Annotated in this window: 20 protein-coding genes; 9 read left to right on the top strand and 11 right to left on the bottom strand. The window is 60.7% G+C overall.

The features are described 5' to 3' along the window. Window positions 1–107 precede the first annotated feature (107 nt). Genes N018_RS03560 through N018_RS03570 form a run of 3 tightly spaced genes read left to right on the top strand, consistent with a single transcriptional unit; the run spans window position 108 to window position 1,792 of the window. Window positions 108–470, top strand: a complete 363-nt coding sequence (locus N018_RS03560; RefSeq protein ID WP_024646200.1) for a CidA/LrgA family protein — start codon at window positions 108–110, stop codon at window positions 468–470. Continuing rightward, entirely contained in the window at window positions 467–1,183 is a 717-nt protein-coding gene (locus N018_RS03565; protein WP_025388855.1) for an LrgB family protein, read from the top strand. Before N018_RS03560 ends, N018_RS03565 begins: the two co-directional genes overlap by 4 nt. Window positions 1,184–1,201: 18 nt before the next feature. Next, window positions 1,202–1,792 (top strand): LON peptidase substrate-binding domain-containing protein, encoded by a 591-nt coding sequence (locus tag N018_RS03570; RefSeq protein WP_025388856.1) that lies wholly within the window; start codon window positions 1,202–1,204, stop codon window positions 1,790–1,792. 203 nt (window positions 1,793–1,995) lie between these two features. Here N018_RS03570 and N018_RS03575 read toward each other — a convergent pair whose 3' ends face one another. The 6 genes from N018_RS03575 to N018_RS03600 all read right to left on the bottom strand — a co-directional run bounded on the left by N018_RS03575 (window position 1,996) and on the right by N018_RS03600 (window position 6,644). Then, complete coding sequence (locus N018_RS03575; protein WP_025388857.1) at window positions 1,996–2,562, bottom strand: DUF4136 domain-containing protein; 567 nt, start codon at window positions 2,560–2,562, stop codon at window positions 1,996–1,998. A gap of 18 nt (window positions 2,563–2,580) precedes the next feature. Further along, window positions 2,581–3,204: a DUF4136 domain-containing protein gene (locus N018_RS03580; protein ID WP_024646204.1), complete on the bottom strand. Its 624-nt coding sequence runs from the start codon at window positions 3,202–3,204 to the stop codon at window positions 2,581–2,583. 19 nt (window positions 3,205–3,223) lie between these two features. Next, on the bottom strand, window positions 3,224–3,973 hold the full coding sequence (locus N018_RS03585) for a methyltransferase domain-containing protein (protein WP_025388858.1): 750 nt from the start codon (window positions 3,971–3,973) through the stop codon (window positions 3,224–3,226). Then, complete coding sequence (locus N018_RS03590; RefSeq protein ID WP_024646206.1) at window positions 3,970–4,275, bottom strand: MazG-like family protein; 306 nt, start codon at window positions 4,273–4,275, stop codon at window positions 3,970–3,972. Before N018_RS03590 ends, N018_RS03585 begins: the two co-directional genes overlap by 4 nt. 122 nt (window positions 4,276–4,397) lie before the next feature. Further along, window positions 4,398–5,258, bottom strand: a complete 861-nt coding sequence (locus N018_RS03595; protein ID WP_025388859.1) for a MaoC/PaaZ C-terminal domain-containing protein — start codon at window positions 5,256–5,258, stop codon at window positions 4,398–4,400. 30 nt (window positions 5,259–5,288) lie between these two features. Further along, window positions 5,289–6,644 carry a 3-oxoacyl-ACP reductase gene (locus N018_RS03600; protein ID WP_024646208.1) on the bottom strand — a complete coding sequence of 452 codons (1,356 nt, stop codon included), beginning with the start codon at window positions 6,642–6,644 and terminating at the stop codon, window positions 5,289–5,291. Window positions 6,645–6,752: 108 nt separating this feature from the next. Here N018_RS03600 and N018_RS03605 point away from each other — a divergent pair, with 108 nt between their 5' ends. From N018_RS03605 to N018_RS03615, 3 genes are all read left to right on the top strand, one after another. Further along, entirely contained in the window at window positions 6,753–8,030 is a 1,278-nt protein-coding gene (locus tag N018_RS03605; protein ID WP_025388860.1) for an acetyl-CoA C-acetyltransferase, read from the top strand. A gap of 124 nt (window positions 8,031–8,154) precedes the next feature. Continuing rightward, a complete protein-coding gene (locus N018_RS03610; protein WP_024646210.1) occupies window positions 8,155–8,433 on the top strand; it encodes a hypothetical protein in 279 nt (92 codons plus the stop codon). A gap of 32 nt (window positions 8,434–8,465) precedes the next feature. Next, a complete protein-coding gene (locus N018_RS03615) occupies window positions 8,466–9,881 on the top strand; it encodes a DUF726 domain-containing protein (protein WP_025388861.1) in 1,416 nt (471 codons plus the stop codon). Window positions 9,882–9,887: 6 nt separating this feature from the next. Here the strand turns inward: N018_RS03615 and N018_RS03620 are convergent, their stop codons facing one another. Further along, on the bottom strand, window positions 9,888–10,916 hold the full coding sequence (locus N018_RS03620) for a bile acid:sodium symporter family protein (RefSeq protein ID WP_025388862.1): 1,029 nt from the start codon (window positions 10,914–10,916) through the stop codon (window positions 9,888–9,890). Window positions 10,917–11,375: 459 nt separating this feature from the next. Here N018_RS03620 and N018_RS03625 point away from each other — a divergent pair, with 459 nt between their 5' ends. Beyond that, on the top strand, window positions 11,376–12,272 hold the full coding sequence (locus N018_RS03625; protein WP_024646213.1) for a PA4780 family RIO1-like protein kinase: 897 nt from the start codon (window positions 11,376–11,378) through the stop codon (window positions 12,270–12,272). Between the two features lie 64 nt (window positions 12,273–12,336). On the opposite strand, the gene cueR is transcribed toward N018_RS03625, so the two are convergent. From cueR to N018_RS03640, 3 genes are all read right to left on the bottom strand, one after another. Next, the gene (gene cueR, locus N018_RS03630; protein ID WP_024646214.1) at window positions 12,337–12,735 is read right to left on the bottom strand and encodes a Cu(I)-responsive transcriptional regulator; all 399 of its coding nucleotides are present in this window, start codon (window positions 12,733–12,735) and stop codon (window positions 12,337–12,339) included. Beyond that, window positions 12,732–14,930, bottom strand: coding sequence for a heavy metal translocating P-type ATPase (locus N018_RS03635; RefSeq protein WP_025388863.1), 2,199 nt, complete (start codon window positions 14,928–14,930; stop codon window positions 12,732–12,734). Before N018_RS03635 ends, cueR begins: the two co-directional genes overlap by 4 nt. Before the next feature lie 68 nt (window positions 14,931–14,998). Then, window positions 14,999–15,379, bottom strand: a complete 381-nt coding sequence (locus tag N018_RS03640; RefSeq protein ID WP_024646216.1) for a hypothetical protein — start codon at window positions 15,377–15,379, stop codon at window positions 14,999–15,001. 167 nt (window positions 15,380–15,546) lie between these two features. On the opposite strand from N018_RS03640, the gene N018_RS03645 reads away from it, so the two are divergent. Both N018_RS03645 and N018_RS03650 read left to right on the top strand, forming a co-directional pair. After that, entirely contained in the window at window positions 15,547–15,744 is a 198-nt protein-coding gene (locus tag N018_RS03645; protein ID WP_024646217.1) for a heavy-metal-associated domain-containing protein, read from the top strand. 147 nt (window positions 15,745–15,891) lie between these two features. Further along, on the top strand, window positions 15,892–17,088 hold the full coding sequence (locus tag N018_RS03650) for a multidrug effflux MFS transporter (protein WP_024646218.1): 1,197 nt from the start codon (window positions 15,892–15,894) through the stop codon (window positions 17,086–17,088). A 57-nt stretch (window positions 17,089–17,145) separates the two neighbouring features. Here N018_RS03650 and N018_RS03655 read toward each other — a convergent pair whose 3' ends face one another. Next, window positions 17,146–18,159, bottom strand: a complete 1,014-nt coding sequence (locus tag N018_RS03655; RefSeq protein ID WP_024646219.1) for a zinc-binding alcohol dehydrogenase family protein — start codon at window positions 18,157–18,159, stop codon at window positions 17,146–17,148. Window positions 18,160–18,240: the final 81 nt, after the last annotated feature.

An 18,240-nucleotide genomic window follows, 5' to 3' on the forward strand; every position in this document is an offset into this window, starting at 1 on the left:
CTGGTCAAGCGGCGGTCTCAATACGAATACCCGCTGATGGCCCGCGTCACAGCATGTTTATAATGGCGCTGTGAATTCGCCGGATTCTTTTCTTTGCTGGAGTTCTCATGTTGTTAAGGGGTTTGACGTGGCTGGTGCTGTTCCAATTGCTGGGAACCGCACTCAACCACCTGTTTCTGTCGATATTGCCGGGCCCGATCATAGGGCTGGTGCTGTTGATGGCCTGGCTGATGCAGCGCGGTGAGGTCAGTGAACCGCTCAGCGTCGCCGCCAGCAGCCTGCTGCGCTATCTGCCGCTGTTACTGGTGCCGCCTGCCGTCGGGGTGATGGTCTACGCGGCCGCGATTGCCGAGGATTTCTGGGCGATCTTTGGCACGTTGACCCTGTCGCTGATGATTTCAGTGACCTTTGCCGGCTGGTTGATGCAGCAACTCATCAAGCGCCAGCTACGCCGTCAGGAGCAGCCATGAATCTGGACTGGCAAGGCGCGTGGCTGTCGGTGATTCACCACCCGCTGTTCGGTATCGCGATCACCTTGGGCGCCTATCAACTGGCAATGGCCGCCTATGAGAAAACCCGCTGGCTGTTCCTGCAACCGGTGCTGGTCTCGATGGTGGTGGTAATCGGTATCGTGCTGTTCTGCGACCTGGAATATGCTGAATACCGCAAAAGCACCGAGATTCTGGGGACCCTGCTCGGCCCGTCGACGGTTGCCCTGGCAGTGCCGCTTTATCTGAATATGCGCCGTATCCGACAGTTGCTGTGGCCGACCTTGGCTACGCTGGTGATTGGTGGGGTGTTCGCGACCGGGCTGTGTGTTGGGCTGGGCATCATGTTCGGTGCCGATCACATGATTCTGATGACCATGGCGCCGAAGTCGGTTACCTCGCCCATTGCCATGCTGGTCGCCGAACAGATCGGCGGAGTAGCAGCGCTGGCGGCAGTTTTTGTATTGATTACCGGCGTATTCGGTGCCATTTTCGGCCCGGGCCTGTTGACGCTGGCGGGGGTGGATAACCCTGCAGCGCGCGGCATGGCCCTGGGGCTGACTGCACACGCGGTAGGCACATCCGTGGCGTTGCAGGAAGGTGAGGAAGCAGGGGCTTTTGCTGCATTGGCAATGAGTCTGATGGGCGTTGCAACGGCATTGTTCCTGCCGTTGGCAATGTCGCTGGCCATTTAAAAGGGGGGATGCTTTTCCATGACATTGCCATTATTTCCGTTGAACGCCGTGCTGTTTCCGGGGTGCATTCTTGATTTGCAGCTGTTCGAAGCGCGCTATCTGGACATGATCGGCCGCTGTATGAAGCAGGGCGAAGGATTTGGCGTGGTGTGCATCACCGAGGGCAGTGAGACCGGCCCGGTGCCGGGCGGTTATTCGTTGATCGGCTGCGAAGCGCTGGTTCAGGATTTTCAGCAGCAGGAAAACGGCCTGCTGGGCATCCGTGTGGTTGGCGGGCGTCGTTTCCGCGTGATTGCTGCTGAAGTGCAGCGTGATCAGCTGCTGGTGGCCGATGTCGAGTGGCTGGAGGAGCCTGAAGAACGACCGTTGCAGGAAGAGGACGCCGATCTTGTGGCGCTGCTTGAGGCCCTTGCTGAACACCCTATGGTTGCGTCCTTGAACATGGGCGTTTCCGCTGCTGGCCAGTACGCACTGTCCAATCAGCTCGCGTACTTGCTGCCGTTTACCGAGCAGGACAAAGTCGAACTGCTGGAAATCGACGACCCCGAAGAACGCCTCGACGCGATTCAGGAACTGCTCGATGAAATGCAGGGCGATATGCAGGCCTGAGCCTTGGGAGTGGGGCTGAAACCACACTTGCTCTTGTGCCCACGCTTTGCGCCGCAAGAAGACGCGGAGCGTCGCACGATAGTTGAGATCATCGTTCCGCACGCTCCAGTGACACGATAGTCAGTTGGATTTGTGTATGGCGATCAGCGCAGGCGCGTTGGGACGAGAGCAAGTGGGCCATGCCGCACCCACATCAAATCCCGTCAACGCGGTGGATACTGCTCCAGGATTTTCGCGACGGTTGTGCGGATCGCCTGGTCGCGTTCAGCCGGGTTGCCAGCGTTGTCGTTGAGGATGCGCTCGGTGCTGCCGCGCCAGACCAGTTTGCCGTCCTTGGCGTCGAACAGGTCGATCTGCAGGGTGCTGACCTTGTAATCCACACTGCGTGTTTCGGTGTTCATCGGGCCGTTCCAGTAGCCATAGCCACCCCAGGGGTTCCAGCCGCCACCGTAGTTGGTACTCACGGTCTGCTGACGGTTTTCGACGATCAGCCAAGCCTGCACCTTCAGGTCCGAGCGAGCACCGGCCGCGGCCATGCGCAAGCCGCGCTGATCCAGTTGCTCGCTGATTGACTGGCGGATGCGCTGTTCAGTCAGGTCACTCTTGAGCCGTGGGTCGTTATCCGGCTGATACTGAACGGCGGGCTCTTTCCAGCTCCAGTTGCGATAGCCGCCAAAATCCCGCTGTGCATCGAAATCGCGGTTGATCGAGTTGCTCTGACAGGCAGCCAGCAGCAGGGCGCAGGACAGCATGACAATACGGTGGAACATGGCAGTTCTCCGAAGCGATTACGAAGGAGGATAGGCCGTCAGCGCCTGTTGCACGGCCTGACGAAGGGCTTTGCTGCGGTCTGCCAGATTATTGCTGCTGCGCGCGTCTGCGCTGGCGCTCCAGACAGGCTGGCCGGTACGGGCGTCGAACAGGTTGATCTGGACCACCATCACTTTTTCCTGATACGTGCGCACCACCGGCACGCTGGCGTAGCCGCCATAACCCGGCCTATAGCCGCTGTAAGGACCATAACCCGGGCCGCCACCGTAATACGGATCGACATCTTCACGCACCTGACGCAGCCGAACTTCCTGGCGCGTCGTGGTGCTGACATACAGGTCCGCAGGCTGATTGTTGCGCGCCGGGCGCAAGCCTCGCTGGTCAAGGCCATTGCTCAACACCTCCACCACCTGCGCCGAATCGACCCATGCGGTGCTGGGCGGTAACTGGCCGTTGAGCCAGCCCCAGGTCCGATAACGCCCGTAATCGCGCTGCGGCGCGGGGTAGGCGCTCAGGTCCAGCGTGTTGGCCGCTTGCGGGGGCGCAGGCGGCATGGGCAGCGAACTGGCCACATACGGGTTGTTGCTCTGGCAAGCGCTGATCCCGAAAAACAAAGTCAGCAAGGCAAGACGGTGTTTCATGATGGTCTCCGCAGTGGTATCAGACCGGACGGCACATCCAGTGCAAATAGCGCCCCAAGCCTGCAAAGGCCGGATGGCGCCGATGGGCCAGCTCCATTTCCAGCAGGTCCGTCAGGTCGGCCCGAGCCTGGAACTCAACCGGCATGTAATCGTGGAACACCCGCACGCCGCTACGGGTTTCGACTTGCCACAGCCCTTCGAGTTGCGTCGCCAGCTCACGAGGATCGAGGGGCTGCTGAGGCGTCAAGCTTTGTTTTTCCCCGGCCATGTCGTTCTTGCGCATCTTGCGGAAATGGCCTTTCAACAGGTTTCGATAGATCAGCGCGTCGCGGTTGTAGAACGCCAGCGACAGCCAGCCATCGGCATTGGTGAGCTGGCGCAGCACGGGAAGGATCGCGTGCGGTTCGGCCAGCCACTCCAGCACGGCGTGGCACAGCACCAGATCGTACGTGTCGCTCAGCAAATCGGGCAACGCCTGCCAGGGGGCCTGAATAAACGTTGCCGTCTGTCCGGCGTCGGCGAAACGCTGGCGGGCGCCTTCCAGCATCGGCTCGGCGGGCTCTGCCAGCGTCACCTCGTGACCGTGCTCAGCCAGCCACAATGACATGTGACCCAGCCCCGCGCCTATGTCCAGCACGCGCAGCGGCCGCTCGGGGAGCGTTTCAGTCAGGTCGGCCTGCAACACGGCAAGGCGAATGGCCCCTTTGGCGCCACCATAGATCTTTTCCGCGAAACGGGTCGCCAACTGGTCGAAATGACGATCACTCACCGGGCGAATCTCCGCTCGCTGTCCGCCAGTTTGCTGCGCACCACGGCCTCCATGTCCAACCCCAGCTCGCTACACAACAGCAGCAGGTACAGGACAATATCGCCGACTTCCTGGCCAGCATGTTCCAATTGGTCGGCAGGCAACTCGCGAGACTGATCCTCGCGCAGCCACTGGAATATTTCCACCAGCTCGGCCATCTCCACACTGGCCGCCATGGCCAGGTTCTTGGGGCTGTGAAATGGCTTCCAGTCGTTCTGGTCGCGAATGCGGTGCAGGCGTTGGGTCAATTCGTCGAGGTTCATGGTGTTCTCCTGAAGACGCATAGCTTCAGGGGGAACGAGTCGCCAGGCAAGTGGGCGTTGAGCTTTGTTCAGCACGGATACTGCCATGACAAGGGAGCAAGGCTCCCTGATCAGGGAAACGCTTAAGGCGTAACGGGCTGCCAACTGCCGGTCATGTGCACGATGTCCTGATCATTGTCGACCTGAAACTGGCCGTGTGAACCCGCAGCACTGGCCGATAGCATCACATCGGCGGGTAGGCGCACGGCCTTCTGGAATTGCACGCTGATCTCGACGTTCGAGGCGGGCAGATGGTCGTCCAGCGCCGCCAGTGTGCGCGCCTTCAGCCACATGCCGTGTGCGATGGCACGCGGGAAACCGAACATCTTGGCACTCGGTGCGCTCAGGTGAATAGGGTTGTAGTCGCCGGACACTTTGGCGTAATCGCGGCCGATCTGTGGCGACGCGCGCCAGCTTTCCACCTGCAGCAGTGGCAGCCGTGCGGGTTCTTCCTGGTCGGCAGACGAGCTGTCCGGCTGCGCGGCGGTGCAAAGCATGGTGCTTTCTTCTTCCCAGAGCAGGCCAAGCCCGTCTTCAGCCTGCGTCACCAGGGTGAACATCGCGCCTTTGCGATGCGGCCGCAGATCAGTGGCCTGGACGCTGATATACAACTGGCTCACGCCCCCCAGCGGGCGATGGATGCGGATGCAATTGTCGACATGAATCAACCCCAGCAGCGGGAACGGGAATTCCGGCGAGGTCATCAACTGCATCTGTAGCTGAAACGCCATGACATGCGGATAGGTCGGTGGCAGCAGGCTGCTGTCTTCGAAGCCGCACACTTTACGGTAAGCCTCCAGCTTGTCGGTATCCACCGCGATCCAGCTACGCAGGCCAAGATCGGGTAACTGTGAGCCGGTGACCTTGCGGCGGCGCAGTGCCGCTTGAAGAAACAGATTGGACAGGGGTTGCAGGGAATCGAGGTAGCGCCAGTGAGCCGTCATTATCCATCTCCTTGAACTCAGTACAGGACCTCAGGCCCCGATTACACTTTGACCGCATACGCGCAAAACCTGGCCGCTTACCGCGCCGCTGCCGGGCTGGCTGAACCACGCCACGGCTTCGGCAACATCCTGAGGCGAACCGCCCTGACCCAGCGTGCTCATGCGCCGACCCGCTTCGCGCAGAGTGAAAGGCATCTTGGCGGTCATCTTCGTTTCGATAAAACCCGGTGCGATGGCGTTGATGCTGATACCGCGTGCCTTGAGCGCCGGGGCCATGGCGCGGGCGAAACCGATCAGCCCGGCCTTACTGGTGGTGTAGTTGGTCTGGCCACGATTACCGGCGATGCCGCTGATTGAGGCCATCAGCACGATCCGCGCGTTATCGTTCAGCGCGCCGCCGTCGAGCAGTGCCTGGGTCAGCACTTGCGGGGCATTGAGGTTGACGGACAGTACCGAATCCCAGAAATCTTCCGGCATGTTGGCCAGTGTCTTGTCGCGCGTGATGCCTGCGTTATGGACCAGAATGTCGACGCCGCCGGGCAACTGCTCAAGCAGTTGGGCAGGTGCATCCTCGGCACAGATATCCAGCGCCAGCGCCTGCCCCCCGAGCCTTGAAGCCAGCGCTTCCAGCTCGTTTCGGGTTTGCGGCACATCCAGCAGAATGACGTGTGCGCCATCACGGGTCAGGGTTTCGGCAATCGATGCGCCAATGCCCCGCGCTGCACCGGTGACCACTGCCTTGCGCCCGGCCAGCGGGCGGGTCCAGTCCTGGACTTGGGTCGGGCAGGCACTCAGATGAACGAGTTGCCCCGTGATGAATGCCGCCTTGGGCGTCAGGAAGAAGCGCAACGCGCCTTCCAACTGGTCCTGGGCGTCTTCATCTACCTGCAACAGCTTGACGGTCGCGCCGTTACGCATCTCTTTGGCCAGCGAACGGCTGAAACCTTCAATGGCTTGCTGAGTACTGGCCGCCAGCGGGTCTTCCAGGGTGGCCGGCGATCTGGCGAGAATCACCACATGCGCGCAGTGGTCGAGGTTGCGCAGCAAGGGTTGAAAGAAGTCACGAAGCTGCCGGAGCTGTTCGGTGCGAAGGATCTGGCTGGCGTCGAAGACCACCGCTTTCAGCCGCGGCCCCTGATTGGCAACCCAGGTACTCGCCCCGGGCATTTCGCTGCCGAAGCTGTAAAGCGAGTCGGTCAGGCGGCTGGCGAATTGCCGAACCCGGTCGCCCAGTGGTCCGGCGCTGATCAGCAGTGTGCCTTCGACAGGGCGCAGACGCCCGGCTTGCCAGCGCTCCAGGTGCGCCGGGGCTGGCAGACCGGCGGCGTTCACCAGACGCCGACCCATGTCGGAATTGGCGAAATCGATATAGCGATCTGACGGCATGGAACACTCTCCTGAAGTCGGGGTTCAAAGGAATGGACCACGCTGGCACGACGTTCGTTCTTGCGATCGACACGGCTCATTCATTCGTTTGTAGAAAGGGAGTTTTCCATGACGCATCCACGTCGGGTCGCCATCGTCGGCGGCAACCGCATTCCGTTTGCTCGCTCCAATGGTCCTTACGCCACGGCCAGCAATCAGAACATGCTCACGGCGGCGCTCGAAGGCCTGATCGAGCGGTTCAACCTGCACGGGTTGCGCATGGGCGAAGTGGTGGCAGGGGCAGTGCTCAAGCACTCCAGAGACTTCAACCTGACCCGCGAATGCGTGCTGGGCTCGCGACTGTCTGCGCAGACGCCCGCCTATGACATTCAGCAGGCTTGTGGCACCGGGCTGGAGGCTGCGTTGCTGGTGGCCAACAAAATTGCGTTGGGGCAGATCGAGTGCGGCATTGCCGGAGGGGTGGACACGACGTCCGATGCGCCGATCGGCGTCAATGAAGGGCTGCGCAGGATTCTGTTGCAGGTCAATCGCGCCAAAACACCGGGTGACAAGCTCAAGGCCCTGCTGCAATTGCGCCCGCATCACCTCAAACCGGAACTGCCGCGCAACGGCGAGCCTCGTACGGGTCTGTCCATGGGGCAGCACTGCGAACTCATGGCGCAGACCTGGGGCATAGAGCGCTCAGCCCAGGATCAACTGGCGCTGGAGAGTCACCTGAAAATGGCCGCTGCTTATGCCGAAGGCTGGCAGGATGATCTGATGACTCCGTACCTTGGGTTGATCCGCGACAACAACCTGCGCCCGGACCTGACCCTGGAAAAACTGGCCAGCCTCAAGCCAGCGTTCGAGCGTAGCGCCAAGGGCACGCTTTCGGCGGGTAACTCGACGCCGCTGACCGATGGGGCGTCGGTGGTGTTGTTGGCCAGTGAAGAGTGGGCTCGCGAGCGGGGCTTGCCGGTGCTGGCTTACTGGCGTGATGGCGAGGCGGCGGCAGTGGATTTCGCCAAGGGGGCGGAAGGGCTGCTAATGGCACCGGTCTACGCCGTGCCGCGTTTGCTGGCGCGCAACGGGCTGACGCTTCAGGATTTTGATTATTACGAGATTCACGAAGCGTTTGCGGCTCAGGTGCTGTGTACGCTCAAGGCGTGGGAAGACGCCGAGTACTGCAAAACCCGCCTTGGACTGGACGCGCCGCTTGGATCGATTGATCGCAGCAAAATGAATGTCAAAGGCAGCTCGCTTGCCGCTGGCCACCCGTTCGCCGCCACTGGTGGCCGGATTGTCGCCAACCTGGCCAAACTGCTCGACGCCGCAGGCAGCGGACGCGGCTTGATCTCGATCTGCGCCGCGGGCGGCCAGGGCGTAACGGCAATTCTGGAACGTTAGGCAAATGGCGGGCGCGTGGGCATAATCCGCGTGCGCGTTGCGCTGCGCAGTCAAGATCGGACGCGGAGCGTCACACCCGTGCGTGGGATGATCAAGCTACTGGCCGGTAACGTCGAGGTAAAACATGGGGCTCATTATCGGTATATCGGTACTTCTGATCCTGATCGGTGCCGTGCTCTATCTGTTCGATAAAGGCTCGCGGACTCGCTGGTTGCGGCCTTACGTCGGCCTCGCGCTGATTGGTCTGCTGATCGGCGGGATGGGGCTGCTGGTGGGGCTGGTCTCCGATGACATCGAAGGGTATTTTCTGCTGGCTGCCAAATGGGTGATCGCCGTGACCGGGATCATGTTCTGCCTGCGACTGATCATGTTGATCGCCAAACGCTTTATCGTTAAACATTGAGCGCGCAACCCGCCCATGCGTAACAGGACAACGTGGACAATCATTTCAAGTTTCTGACCTTGCCCAAGACCGCGGGCGAGGTCGCCAACGTCTTCATTCACGGCTATTCGTCCGGTCATGATCTGGATGACCGGCGCATGCTGGCCAACAGCATCCCCGGTGCCTTGCGCCACAGCGTGAATATCCTCGCCTTCTGGCCGTCGAGCCATTTCACGCAAATGGATAACCGCTCTCGCGGCCTGTTGATGGCGGCTGCTCGTGTGCATCCGCTGGCTGGTGCGGCGGCGCTTGCGGGAGACCGGGTGGTTCATTTTGCGCGTATCCGCAACCGAGCCCGCGACATGGGTAAAGTGTTGCTGGCACAGCTGGATCGCTACCTGTTCGAGCATCATCCGGGTGTAAAACGCGTCAATCTGATCGGCCATTCGCTGGGTGGCCGACTGCTGGTCAGTGCACTAAAGAACTTTGAACACCCCCTCGAACACGGCCTGGTGATCGTCGATGTACTGCTGATGGCCGCCGCGGTGCGCATCACTGCCGCCGAGGCACAGGTGCTCAAGCGCAGAATCAGTGGACGGCTGATCAACGCGTATTCCAGTGAAGACCATGTGCTGTTGCTGAACTTGGGCGAGAGAAGCCTGGGGCGCACGCCGGTCGAGCATTTTGAAAACGTGCGCATGCCTGGCTACCGCCATCACCATTACTGGCGACGCTTGCAGGAAGTGCTGATCGCGACCGGGTTCAGCGGCTGTGAAGGGCTGGAAACGGGCGTAGCGGTTCTGCCGACAACGACCCGTGATCCGGTCCTGCAGGACACTTGGCTGCACGAGGTTCTGGCGCGCTCGCCGGATTACGTGCTGGATGCAGCGATCAAGCATCTGCGCAGTAGCCGCTGGACCCGTCTCAAGGAAACCGAAGCGGACCGCACGTATGCATTCGTACGCGAATTCCAGCTGGTCGCCGGACACTTTCTGATCAACGCCGCCCGGCGTCGTGGCGTGCCCTATACGCGGGTGCTGGGCATGCTTGCGCGGCAATATGGTCTGGACGATGCGCTGCATCACTGCGCGACGGTGGTCGAGGTAGAAGAGCTTCTGCTCAAGACCTTCTTCCGGCAGGCGTTCAACAGCGCGCATCCGTTGGTGCAAATGCCTCGCGCCAGTGTCAGGGCGTTGAGTTGGGAGGTGTACGCGGCTCATGTCGATACATTGGCCGAGCGCCTGACGGTGGCGGCGTTTTTCAAGCCCGCACTGCCTGACCCGCCCGCGCAGCCCGAAAAGGCCCCCGGCTCGATCAAGGGGTTGCTGAGCGCCATTCGCCAGGCTCCTGTGCAGCGTTTACTGACACACTTCGGTACTGCACTCAGGCCCGGTTATTCAGCGCTGATCCCCACCGTGGCGATCATTTTCTATGCGCGCGTCACGCTTGATGATGACGCGCTGATGTAGTGCCTGTCAGGCGGCGCGCGCGTCTTCCAGCGCAGCCTCCGAGAGCTGCTGGCGATGGCGGCTGGCGTAGCTTTCGGCAATCACCGAACAGACGATCAGTTGCATCGGGTGATAAATCATGATCGGCAGCAGGATCAGGCCCAGCCCCGGATTGCCGCTGAAAATCAACGCTGCCATCGGCGCACCGGCTGCCAGCGACTTCTTGGTGGCGCAAAATACCGCCGCGACCTTGTCTGCATGGTCGAACTTGAGCGCCCGCGCGGTGCGCGTGGTCAGCAACAGAATCACCGCCAGCAGCAGCGCGGTGCCGATGAAGGCGGTCAGGATCACACTGTTGCCCTGGCTCTGCCACATACCGGAGATCATCGAGTTGCAGAACGCCGCGTAGACCAGCAGCAGAATCACCGATTTGTCGATCAGGTTAGTGGTCTTCTTGTGGCGTGCGAAGAATTTGCCCAGCAGCGGTCGCAGCATCTGGCCCAGAATCAGTGGCAGCAGGAGCAGTGCGCAAAGGCTCAACAGTGTATCGCCCAGATCGATGCCGCCAGCGCCACTGCCGACCACCAGGCTCACCAGCCACGGCGTGATGAAAATCCCGATGACGCTGGACATGCTGGCGTTGAGAATCGCTGCCGGAACGTTACCGCCCGCGCTGCCGGTCAGTGCCACCGACGACGAGATGGTCGAGGGCAGGGCACACAGGTAGAGGAAACCCAGCATCAGCAGGGCGGGGACATGCGAGCCCAGCAGTTTGTCGCAGGCCAGCCAGATCAGCGGGAACACCACAAAGGTGAACGTCTGGATCATCACATGCAGGCGCCAGTTGCTCAGGCCTCGCTTGATCTGCTCGCTGGACAGGTTCACGCCGTGCAGAAAGAACACCACGAACACACCGGTATTGATGACGTATTCGGCGTGCATGGTGCCGCCTGTGGCCCCGAAACGCGGGAAGAAATAGGCGAGGACTGTTGCCAGCACCATGCCCCACAGGAACCAGTCGGTGGCGACGCGTTTGAAGTGTTTGAGTGATTGCATAGCGGGCTCGGACAACTTTTCTAATCAGGAATGTGTGCAGGCTAACCTGCCCGACGCTGTGTTGCGACACAGGGCCGTAAGGCGAGTTGGCGCGCGACTGTCTTTTTCAGGTTCTGCACTGCAACAGCGCGTAAGTGTAACCAATACCGCGCGGCTGTGTGGGCGCTGCGTTCGAGGGATTGCCGGGGCATTCGGATGATGCTTTGTTCAAGTAGTGAGGCAAGTTGCGCGGGCGCTAATGAGGCGTCATGTGTGGTCTTTTCCTACGACAGTACATTTTGTCCCGGAATATCTTTCACCTGCCGTACGGCACGAAAGGTGCTTGAACCGGGGCATTGCGCGGTTTTTTCTTAAAAAACCCTTCAATCCAAAAGGCTCTACCCCTACTCGCTAGCGGAAGATTGCCGTATAACGGCAACAATCGCGTATCTGGCAACAAAGGACCCACAATAAAAGCTGATGAAAACTCCTAAACGCATTGAACCCCTGATCGAAGACGGTCTGGTCGACGAGGTGCTGCGCCCGCTCATGAGTGGTAAAGAGGCAGCTGTTTATGTGGTGCGCTGTGGCAATGAGCTGCGGTGCGCCAAGGTTTACAAGGAGGCCAACAAACGCAGTTTCCGTCAGGCGGCCGAGTATCAGGAAGGTCGTAAGGTACGTAACAGTCGACAGGCCCGGGCCATGGCCAAGGGTTCCAAGTTTGGCCGCAAGGAAACCGAAGACGCCTGGCAGAACGCCGAGGTGGCTGCACTGTTTCGTCTGGCCAGCGCGGGTGTCCGCGTGCCCAAGCCGTATGACTTCCTGGAAGGCGTATTGCTGATGGAACTGGTCGCCGACGAGTACGGCGATGCAGCCCCGCGCCTGAACGACGTGGTGTTGGAGCCGGATCAGGCGCGTGAGTATCACGCGTTCCTGATCGAGCAAATCGTGCTGATGTTGTGTGCCGGTCTGGTGCACGGTGACCTTTCCGAGTTCAACGTGCTGCTGGCGCCGTCCGGTCCGGTGATTATCGACCTGCCGCAAGCGGTCGATGCCGCAGGCAACAACCACGCGTTCAGCATGCTGGAGCGCGACGTCGGCAACATGGCTCTGTACTTCGGTCGCTTTGCGCCGGAGCTGCGCAGTACCAGGTACGCCAAGGAAATGTGGTCGTACTACGAGGCTGGCACCCTGTCGCCAACCACGGTGTTGACCGGCGAGTTCGACGAGCCGGAGGACGAAGCCGATGTGGGCGGCGTACTGCGCGAAATCGAAGCCGCCCGTCTCGACGAAGCCCGCCGCCAGGCAGCCCGTGCAGCAGACGACGCACCGCCGAGCAAATCCACCGAAGAACCGCCACCGCCGTGGATGCAGTAAAACGGTAGCGTGAGGATTTGAACGATAACCTCAACTATCGTGTGACGCTCCGCGTCGGCACCCATCAACAACAGCCACCCGACGCCAGATCCTTGAGGATCGGGCAGTCCGGGCGGTCGTTGCCCTGGCAGTGTTCCACCAGTTCCTGAAGCGTGTCGCGCAGGCTGGCCAGTTCGTTGATCTTGCGGTTCAGTTCGGTTATGTGCTGACGGGCCAGCGCCTTGACGTCAGCGCTGGCGCGTTGGCGGTCTTGCCAGAGGGTCAGCAGTTTGCCGACTTCTTCCAGTGAAAACCCAAGGTCTCTCGAACGCTTGATGAACGCCAGCGTGTGCAGGTCTTCTGTGCTGTACAGGCGATAGCCACTGTCGCTGCGATGGGCCGCCTTCAGCAGGCCGATGGATTCGTAATAACGGATCATCTTCGCGCTCAAACCGCTGCTCTTCGCTGCCTGACCGATGTTCATGGTGCGTCCTCCAAGTTGCGCGGTTTCCAGGTCTTCAGCAGCAGGGCGTTACTGACTACGCTGACGCTGGACAGCGCCATGGCCGCGCCAGCCAGGACTGGGTTGAGATAGCCGAACGCGGCGAGCGGAATGCCGATCAGGTTGTAGACAAATGCCCAGAACAGATTCTGGCGGATCTTGGCGTAGGTCCGACGGCTGATGTCCAGCGCGGCCGGCACCAGTCGTGGGTCGCCGCGCATTAGCGTGATGCCCGCCGCATGCATCGCGACATCCGTCCCGCCGCCCATCGCAATGCCGACGTCAGCCGCCGCCAGCGCCGGTGCATCGTTGATGCCGTCGCCGACCATGGCCACCACATGGTTGCTTTTCAACTGATTGACTGTAGCCGCCTTGTCGGCAGGCAGCACCTCGGCGTGTACATCCTGTATGCCCAGCGCTTTGGCAACCACCTGAGCGCTGCCCCGGTTATCGCCGGTCAGCAGATGGCTGGTGATGCCGCGCGCGGTCAGTTCCCTGATCGCCTGGTCCGTTCCGGGTTTCAGCGTGTCACCGAAGGCGAACATGCCGATGACTTTCGGCTCCGGAGCCTGCTCTATCAGCCAGGACAGCGTTCGCCCGTCGGCTTCCCAGATACGTGCGGACTCGGCCAGTTCGCCCATGGGCAGGCCGCTTTCGTCCAGCATGCGTCGATTGCCCAGCGCCAGTTCACGGCCCTGAACAGTACCGGCAATACCGCGTCCGCTCAGGGCGTGGCTGTTTTCAACCGGATCGAGTCTGAGTTGCCATTCATGGCAGACGTCCAGCACGGCCTCGGCCAAGGGGTGTTCGCTGCCGCGTTGCAGCGCGCCCGCCAGTTGCAACAGGTGCTCTTCGTTGCCCAGTACCGCGCTCATGTTGGTGATGCGCGGCGTGCCTGAGGTCAGTGTGCCGGTTTTGTCGAACACCACGGCATCGACGTCATGGGCGCGTTCCAATGCTTCGGCGTCCTTGATCAGAATGCCGTAGCGCGCCGCCACACCGGTCCCGGCCATGATCGCCGTTGGCGTTGCCAGGCCCAGAGAGCAGGGGCAGGCGATCACCAGCACGGCGACGGCATTGATCAGCGCCACTTCGAGGGACGCACCGACCAATAGCCAACCCGCCAGGGTACACAAGGCGATCACCAGCACGGTCGGCACAAACACCTGGCTGACTTTATCCACCAGCCGCTGAATCGGTGCCTTGCCCGCCTGTGCGTCTTCAACCAGGCGAATGATGCGTGCCAGGACGGTTTCCGCTCCCAGCGCCGTAGTTTTAATCAACAAGCGACCTTCACCGTTGATGGCGCCCCCGGTGACTCTATCGCCGGGCTGTTTGGCCACCGGCAGGCTTTCACCGGTGATCAGCGCTTCGTCAGCATGACTTCGGCCCTCGATCACTTCCCCGTCTACCGGGAAACGTTCGCCAGGCTTGACCAGCACTGCGTCGTCAAGCCGAAGTTCGCTGATCGCAACATCACGCTCAATGCCGTCTATCAAACGCAGGGCGCGATCCGGGCGCAACGCTTCAAGCGCACGAATGGCGCTGGCGGTCTGGCGTTTTGCACGGCTTTCCAGGTATTTACCCAGCAACACCAGTGCGATGACCACCGCCGAGGCTTCGAAGTACAGATGCGGCGCAGTGCCGGGCGAGGCGCTCAACCACTGGTAGACACTCAGGCCGTAGCCTGCGCTGGTGCCGATGGCCACCAGCAGGTCCATGTTGCCCGCCCCCGCCCGCACGGCCTTCCAGGCGGCCACGTAAAAACGCGCGCCCAGAATGAATTGCACCGGGGTCGCCATCGCGAACTGAGCCCAGGCGGGCAACATCCAGTGCACGCCCAGCGACGTCAGTAGCATCGGGGTGATCAACGGCAGCGCCAGTGCAATAGCCAGCAGCAAGGCCCAGCGTTCACGGTGCAGGTGGCGGCGCTTTTTATCGGCTTCAGCGTGACGGTCCTGAACCAGCGTTGCGCCATAGCCTGCACGACTGACGGCGTCGACCAGGGTCCGCGGATCGATGTGGGGTGCGCTCGTCACATGGGCGCGCTCATTGGCCAGATTGACTGTCACGCTGTTGACCCCTGGTACTTTCGCCAAGGCACGCTCGACCCGACCGGCGCAGCTGGCGCAGGTCATGCCGCTGATCGGCAGGTCGAAGGTGGTGGTGTCTTGCATGTCTGTCACTCCCTGAGGCTGATACCTACAAGGATCAACCTTGCCACATGGGCAAGGTCAAGCGCGATTCAATAGTTGAGATCGGCTTTCTTGAGGTACAGCCCGTTCAGGTCAGTGGCAATACGGTATTTGAGGATATCCCCGGCATGCAGCTGGATTTTGGTGCTGCGCTGCGCCTCCATGCCGCCCTCGCAGCCTCCCACATTGCCGCGAAGAGTGGTCAGACGCACAGACACCTCACCAGGCGGCAGGTTGAAAGATACCGAGTCTTCCTGAAAAAGCCTTCCGGCCAGGCGGTTCTGGACGTAGATGCCGATCTCGCAGGAGGTCGCCACTTCCAGCCGCTCCCGGGAAATGATCAGGATGCCGTAATCCTGAGCAGCCTGAGTGGCGGGTGCGATAGCCAAGAAACCGAGAATGCTGAAGAGCCCCACTGCTGACCAGCGCATCGCTGATACTCCTGATGTAAACGTTGATGGCTATACAAGATAAGCGTTGATGACCAGCTTGGCCCACGATTACGCTGAATGCCAGCCCGGCAGGAACAACAGAAACTTGACCTTGCCACAATGACAAGGTTGAAGATGCTGGCGTCCATCATCAAGGGAGACATCTCATGCAGTTATTCAACGTGCAAGGCATGACCTGCGGGCACTGTGTTCGCGCCGTGACCGAGGCGATCAAACATGAAGACGCAGCCGCTGAAGTACAGGTCGAGCTGGCCAGCAAGCAGGTAAAGGTACAGAGCAGCCTATCGCCGGAGCAGATTATCGGACTGATCGATCAGGAGGGTTATCAAGCGCAATTGGCATAATTCGAAAAGGGGGAGGTCAGTCGATTTCCCCGGTTATGTATCTGCAATCACGCTGAAAAATTTTGAATTAATTCCCCTGTCTGTCGTTCTGTGCAAGGTAAGCCGGGTAAACTAGCCCGTTGCTCTGCATCTGTGAATGGACACCTGATGAATCTACGAACGATCCTTATTTTGGGCTCATTGAGCGCCTTCGGCCCTCTGGCCATCGACTTCTATCTTCCTGGCTTTCCAGCCATGGCCTCGTATTTCGGGACCGATGAAAAACATATCCAGTTGACGTTGGCGGCCTACTTTCTGGGGCTTTCGCTGGGGCAACTTGCTTACGGCCCGGTGGCTGATCGGTTCGGTCGGCGCATTCCAATGCTGGTCGGCGTCACGCTTTTCATGCTGGCGTCAGTGGCCTGCGCGTTTGCGCCGAGTCTTGAATGGCTGATCGCTGCACGCTTCGTTCAGGCGTTGGGAGGCTGTGCCGGAATGGTGCTGTCGCGGGCGATTGTCAGCGACAAGTGCAATGCCGTCGAGTCTGCCAAGGTCTTTTCGCAACTGATGCTGGTCATGGGCCTGGCGCCGATTCTGGCCCCGATGCTCGGCGGCGTACTGGTCAGCACCTACGGTTGGCAGTCGATCTTTGTCAGCCTCGGATTGTTCAGTGGGGCATGCCTGACAGCGGTTGCGTTGGGGCTGCCGGAAAGCATGCCTGCCAGCACGCCGCGTCAACCGTTGAGTGGCGCGTTTCGGCAGTACGCCAATCTGTTCAAGGATGGGGTGTTCATTGGTCATGCCATGACAGGCGGCATCGCCATGGCCGGTATGTTTGCCTATGTCGCCGGATCGCCGTTCGTCTTCATCAAACTGTACGGCGTACCGGCCGAGCACTACGGCTGGTTGTTCGGAATGAATGCGGCGGGCTTTATTCTGGTCGCGCAGATCAACGCCCGTATTCTGCGCAAGACAGGCCCAGCGTTTTTGCTGTCGCGCACGGTCTGGATCTACCTGGCGGCGGGGCTGGTCTTGCTGGCGATCAGCTTGCTGCGCACCGAAGCGCTCTGGCCGTTGCTGGTGCCGCTGTTCATTTGCGTGGCGAGCCTGGGTTGCATCATCCCCAACGCATCGGCCTGCGCCATGAACGGGCAGTGGGCGCGGGCGGGCAGTGCCTCGGCACTGTTGGGCTGTCTGCAATTCAGCGTCGCCGCCATCGCCGCCAGTCTGGTCGGCTTGCTGCATGACGGCACGGCTACGCCGATGGCGTTGGTCATCAGCCTGTGCGGCGTGCTGACGGTGATCATCTCGGTGCTGACACGCCGTGCGCAGGCAAAACGGGATGCGCAGCTCAAAACTGCCTGATCGCTACGACGCTGGAGTCAGCCGCGCAGTGCGTGGCTGACTCCAGCGCTTTCAGGTTCAGAAGCCTTCAAGCACGACCTTGCCCTTGGCCTTGCCGCTTTCCAGCAGCGCGTGAGCGCGGCGCAGGTTCTCGGCGTTGATGCTGCCGAAGTGTTCACCGAACGTGGTTTTCAGCGTTCCGGCGTCGATCAGCTCGGCCACTCGATTAAGCAGGTTGTGCTGCTCGATCATGTCCTCGGTTTCAAACATTGACCGGGTGTACATGAACTCCCAGTGCAGCGAGAGGCTCTTGCGCTTGAGCTTCGACACATCCAGCGCCTTGGGGTCATCGATCAACGCCAGTTTGCCTTGCGGCTTGAGCGCTTCGACCAATTGATCCAAGTGCTGTTCGGTCTGCGTCAGGCTCGCCACATGGGTCACCTGATTCAGGCCAGCGCGCTTCAGTTCTTCGCTCAACGGCTTGCTATGGTCCAGTACTTCGTGTGCGCCCAGCTCGCGAACCCAGCGTTCGGTTTCGGGGCGAGAGGCTGTGCCGATGACTTTCAACGAAGTCAGTTGCCGTGCCAGTTGGGTCAGGATCGAACCGACGCCGCCTGCTGCGCCAACGATCAACAGGCTTTGCGAGCCTTCGCCTCTCTGCTGGGCAACCTGAAGACGCTCGAACAGCAGCTCCCAGGCCGTGATTGCAGTCAATGGCAACGCTGCCGCGTGAGCAAAACTCAGGGTCTTGGGCATGTGGCCTACGATGCGCTCATCGACAACGTGCAGTTCGCTGTTGGCGCCGGGGCGGGTCAGTGAACCGGCATAAAATACCTTGTCGCCAGGCTTGAACAACGTGACCTGGCTGCCGACGGCCTTCACCACACCTGCGACGTCCCAGCCCAGCACTTTGGCCGCGCCGTCTTCGGGCTGGACGTTCTGGCGAATCTTGGTGTCCACCGGGTTGACCGAAATGGCCTTCACCTCGACCAGCAGGTCGCGTTCGCCGGCGACCGGCTCCGGCAGCTCGATATCCTGCAATGACTGAGCGTCGCTGATCGGCAGGGACTGGTAGTACGCAATGGCTTTCATGGCAGAGGCCTCCATAGGGAAAGTGATGAAGGGATCATTAGCTATTTCCAGTAAAGATAAAACCCGCTAAAACGGCAGTCT

Source organism: Pseudomonas syringae CC1557, assembly GCF_000452705.1.
In the GTDB taxonomy this organism is placed as follows: domain Bacteria; phylum Pseudomonadota; class Gammaproteobacteria; order Pseudomonadales; family Pseudomonadaceae; genus Aquipseudomonas; species Aquipseudomonas syringae_F.

Coding starts and splice junctions, on each gene's coding strand:
- N018_RS03645 (WP_024646217.1), top strand. CDS start 15,547: ATGCAGTTATTCAACGTGCAAGGCATGACCTGCGGGCACTGTGTTCGC.
- N018_RS03580 (WP_024646204.1), bottom strand. CDS start 3,204: ATGAAACACCGTCTTGCCTTGCTGACTTTGTTTTTCGGGATCAGCGCT.
- cueR (WP_024646214.1), bottom strand. CDS start 12,735: ATGAACATCGGTCAGGCAGCGAAGAGCAGCGGTTTGAGCGCGAAGATG.
- N018_RS03640 (WP_024646216.1), bottom strand. CDS start 15,379: ATGCGCTGGTCAGCAGTGGGGCTCTTCAGCATTCTCGGTTTCTTGGCT.
- N018_RS03560 (WP_024646200.1), top strand. CDS start 108: ATGTTGTTAAGGGGTTTGACGTGGCTGGTGCTGTTCCAATTGCTGGGA.
- N018_RS03565 (WP_025388855.1), top strand. CDS start 467: ATGAATCTGGACTGGCAAGGCGCGTGGCTGTCGGTGATTCACCACCCG.
- N018_RS03655 (WP_024646219.1), bottom strand. CDS start 18,159: ATGAAAGCCATTGCGTACTACCAGTCCCTGCCGATCAGCGACGCTCAG.
- N018_RS03610 (WP_024646210.1), top strand. CDS start 8,155: ATGGGGCTCATTATCGGTATATCGGTACTTCTGATCCTGATCGGTGCC.
- N018_RS03605 (WP_025388860.1), top strand. CDS start 6,753: ATGACGCATCCACGTCGGGTCGCCATCGTCGGCGGCAACCGCATTCCG.
- N018_RS03650 (WP_024646218.1), top strand. CDS start 15,892: ATGAATCTACGAACGATCCTTATTTTGGGCTCATTGAGCGCCTTCGGC.
- N018_RS03600 (WP_024646208.1), bottom strand. CDS start 6,644: ATGCCGTCAGATCGCTATATCGATTTCGCCAATTCCGACATGGGTCGG.
- N018_RS03590 (WP_024646206.1), bottom strand. CDS start 4,275: ATGAACCTCGACGAATTGACCCAACGCCTGCACCGCATTCGCGACCAG.
- N018_RS03625 (WP_024646213.1), top strand. CDS start 11,376: ATGAAAACTCCTAAACGCATTGAACCCCTGATCGAAGACGGTCTGGTC.
- N018_RS03595 (WP_025388859.1), bottom strand. CDS start 5,258: ATGACGGCTCACTGGCGCTACCTCGATTCCCTGCAACCCCTGTCCAAT.
- N018_RS03635 (WP_025388863.1), bottom strand. CDS start 14,930: ATGCAAGACACCACCACCTTCGACCTGCCGATCAGCGGCATGACCTGC.
- N018_RS03570 (WP_025388856.1), top strand. CDS start 1,202: ATGACATTGCCATTATTTCCGTTGAACGCCGTGCTGTTTCCGGGGTGC.
- N018_RS03575 (WP_025388857.1), bottom strand. CDS start 2,562: ATGTTCCACCGTATTGTCATGCTGTCCTGCGCCCTGCTGCTGGCTGCC.
- N018_RS03620 (WP_025388862.1), bottom strand. CDS start 10,916: ATGCAATCACTCAAACACTTCAAACGCGTCGCCACCGACTGGTTCCTG.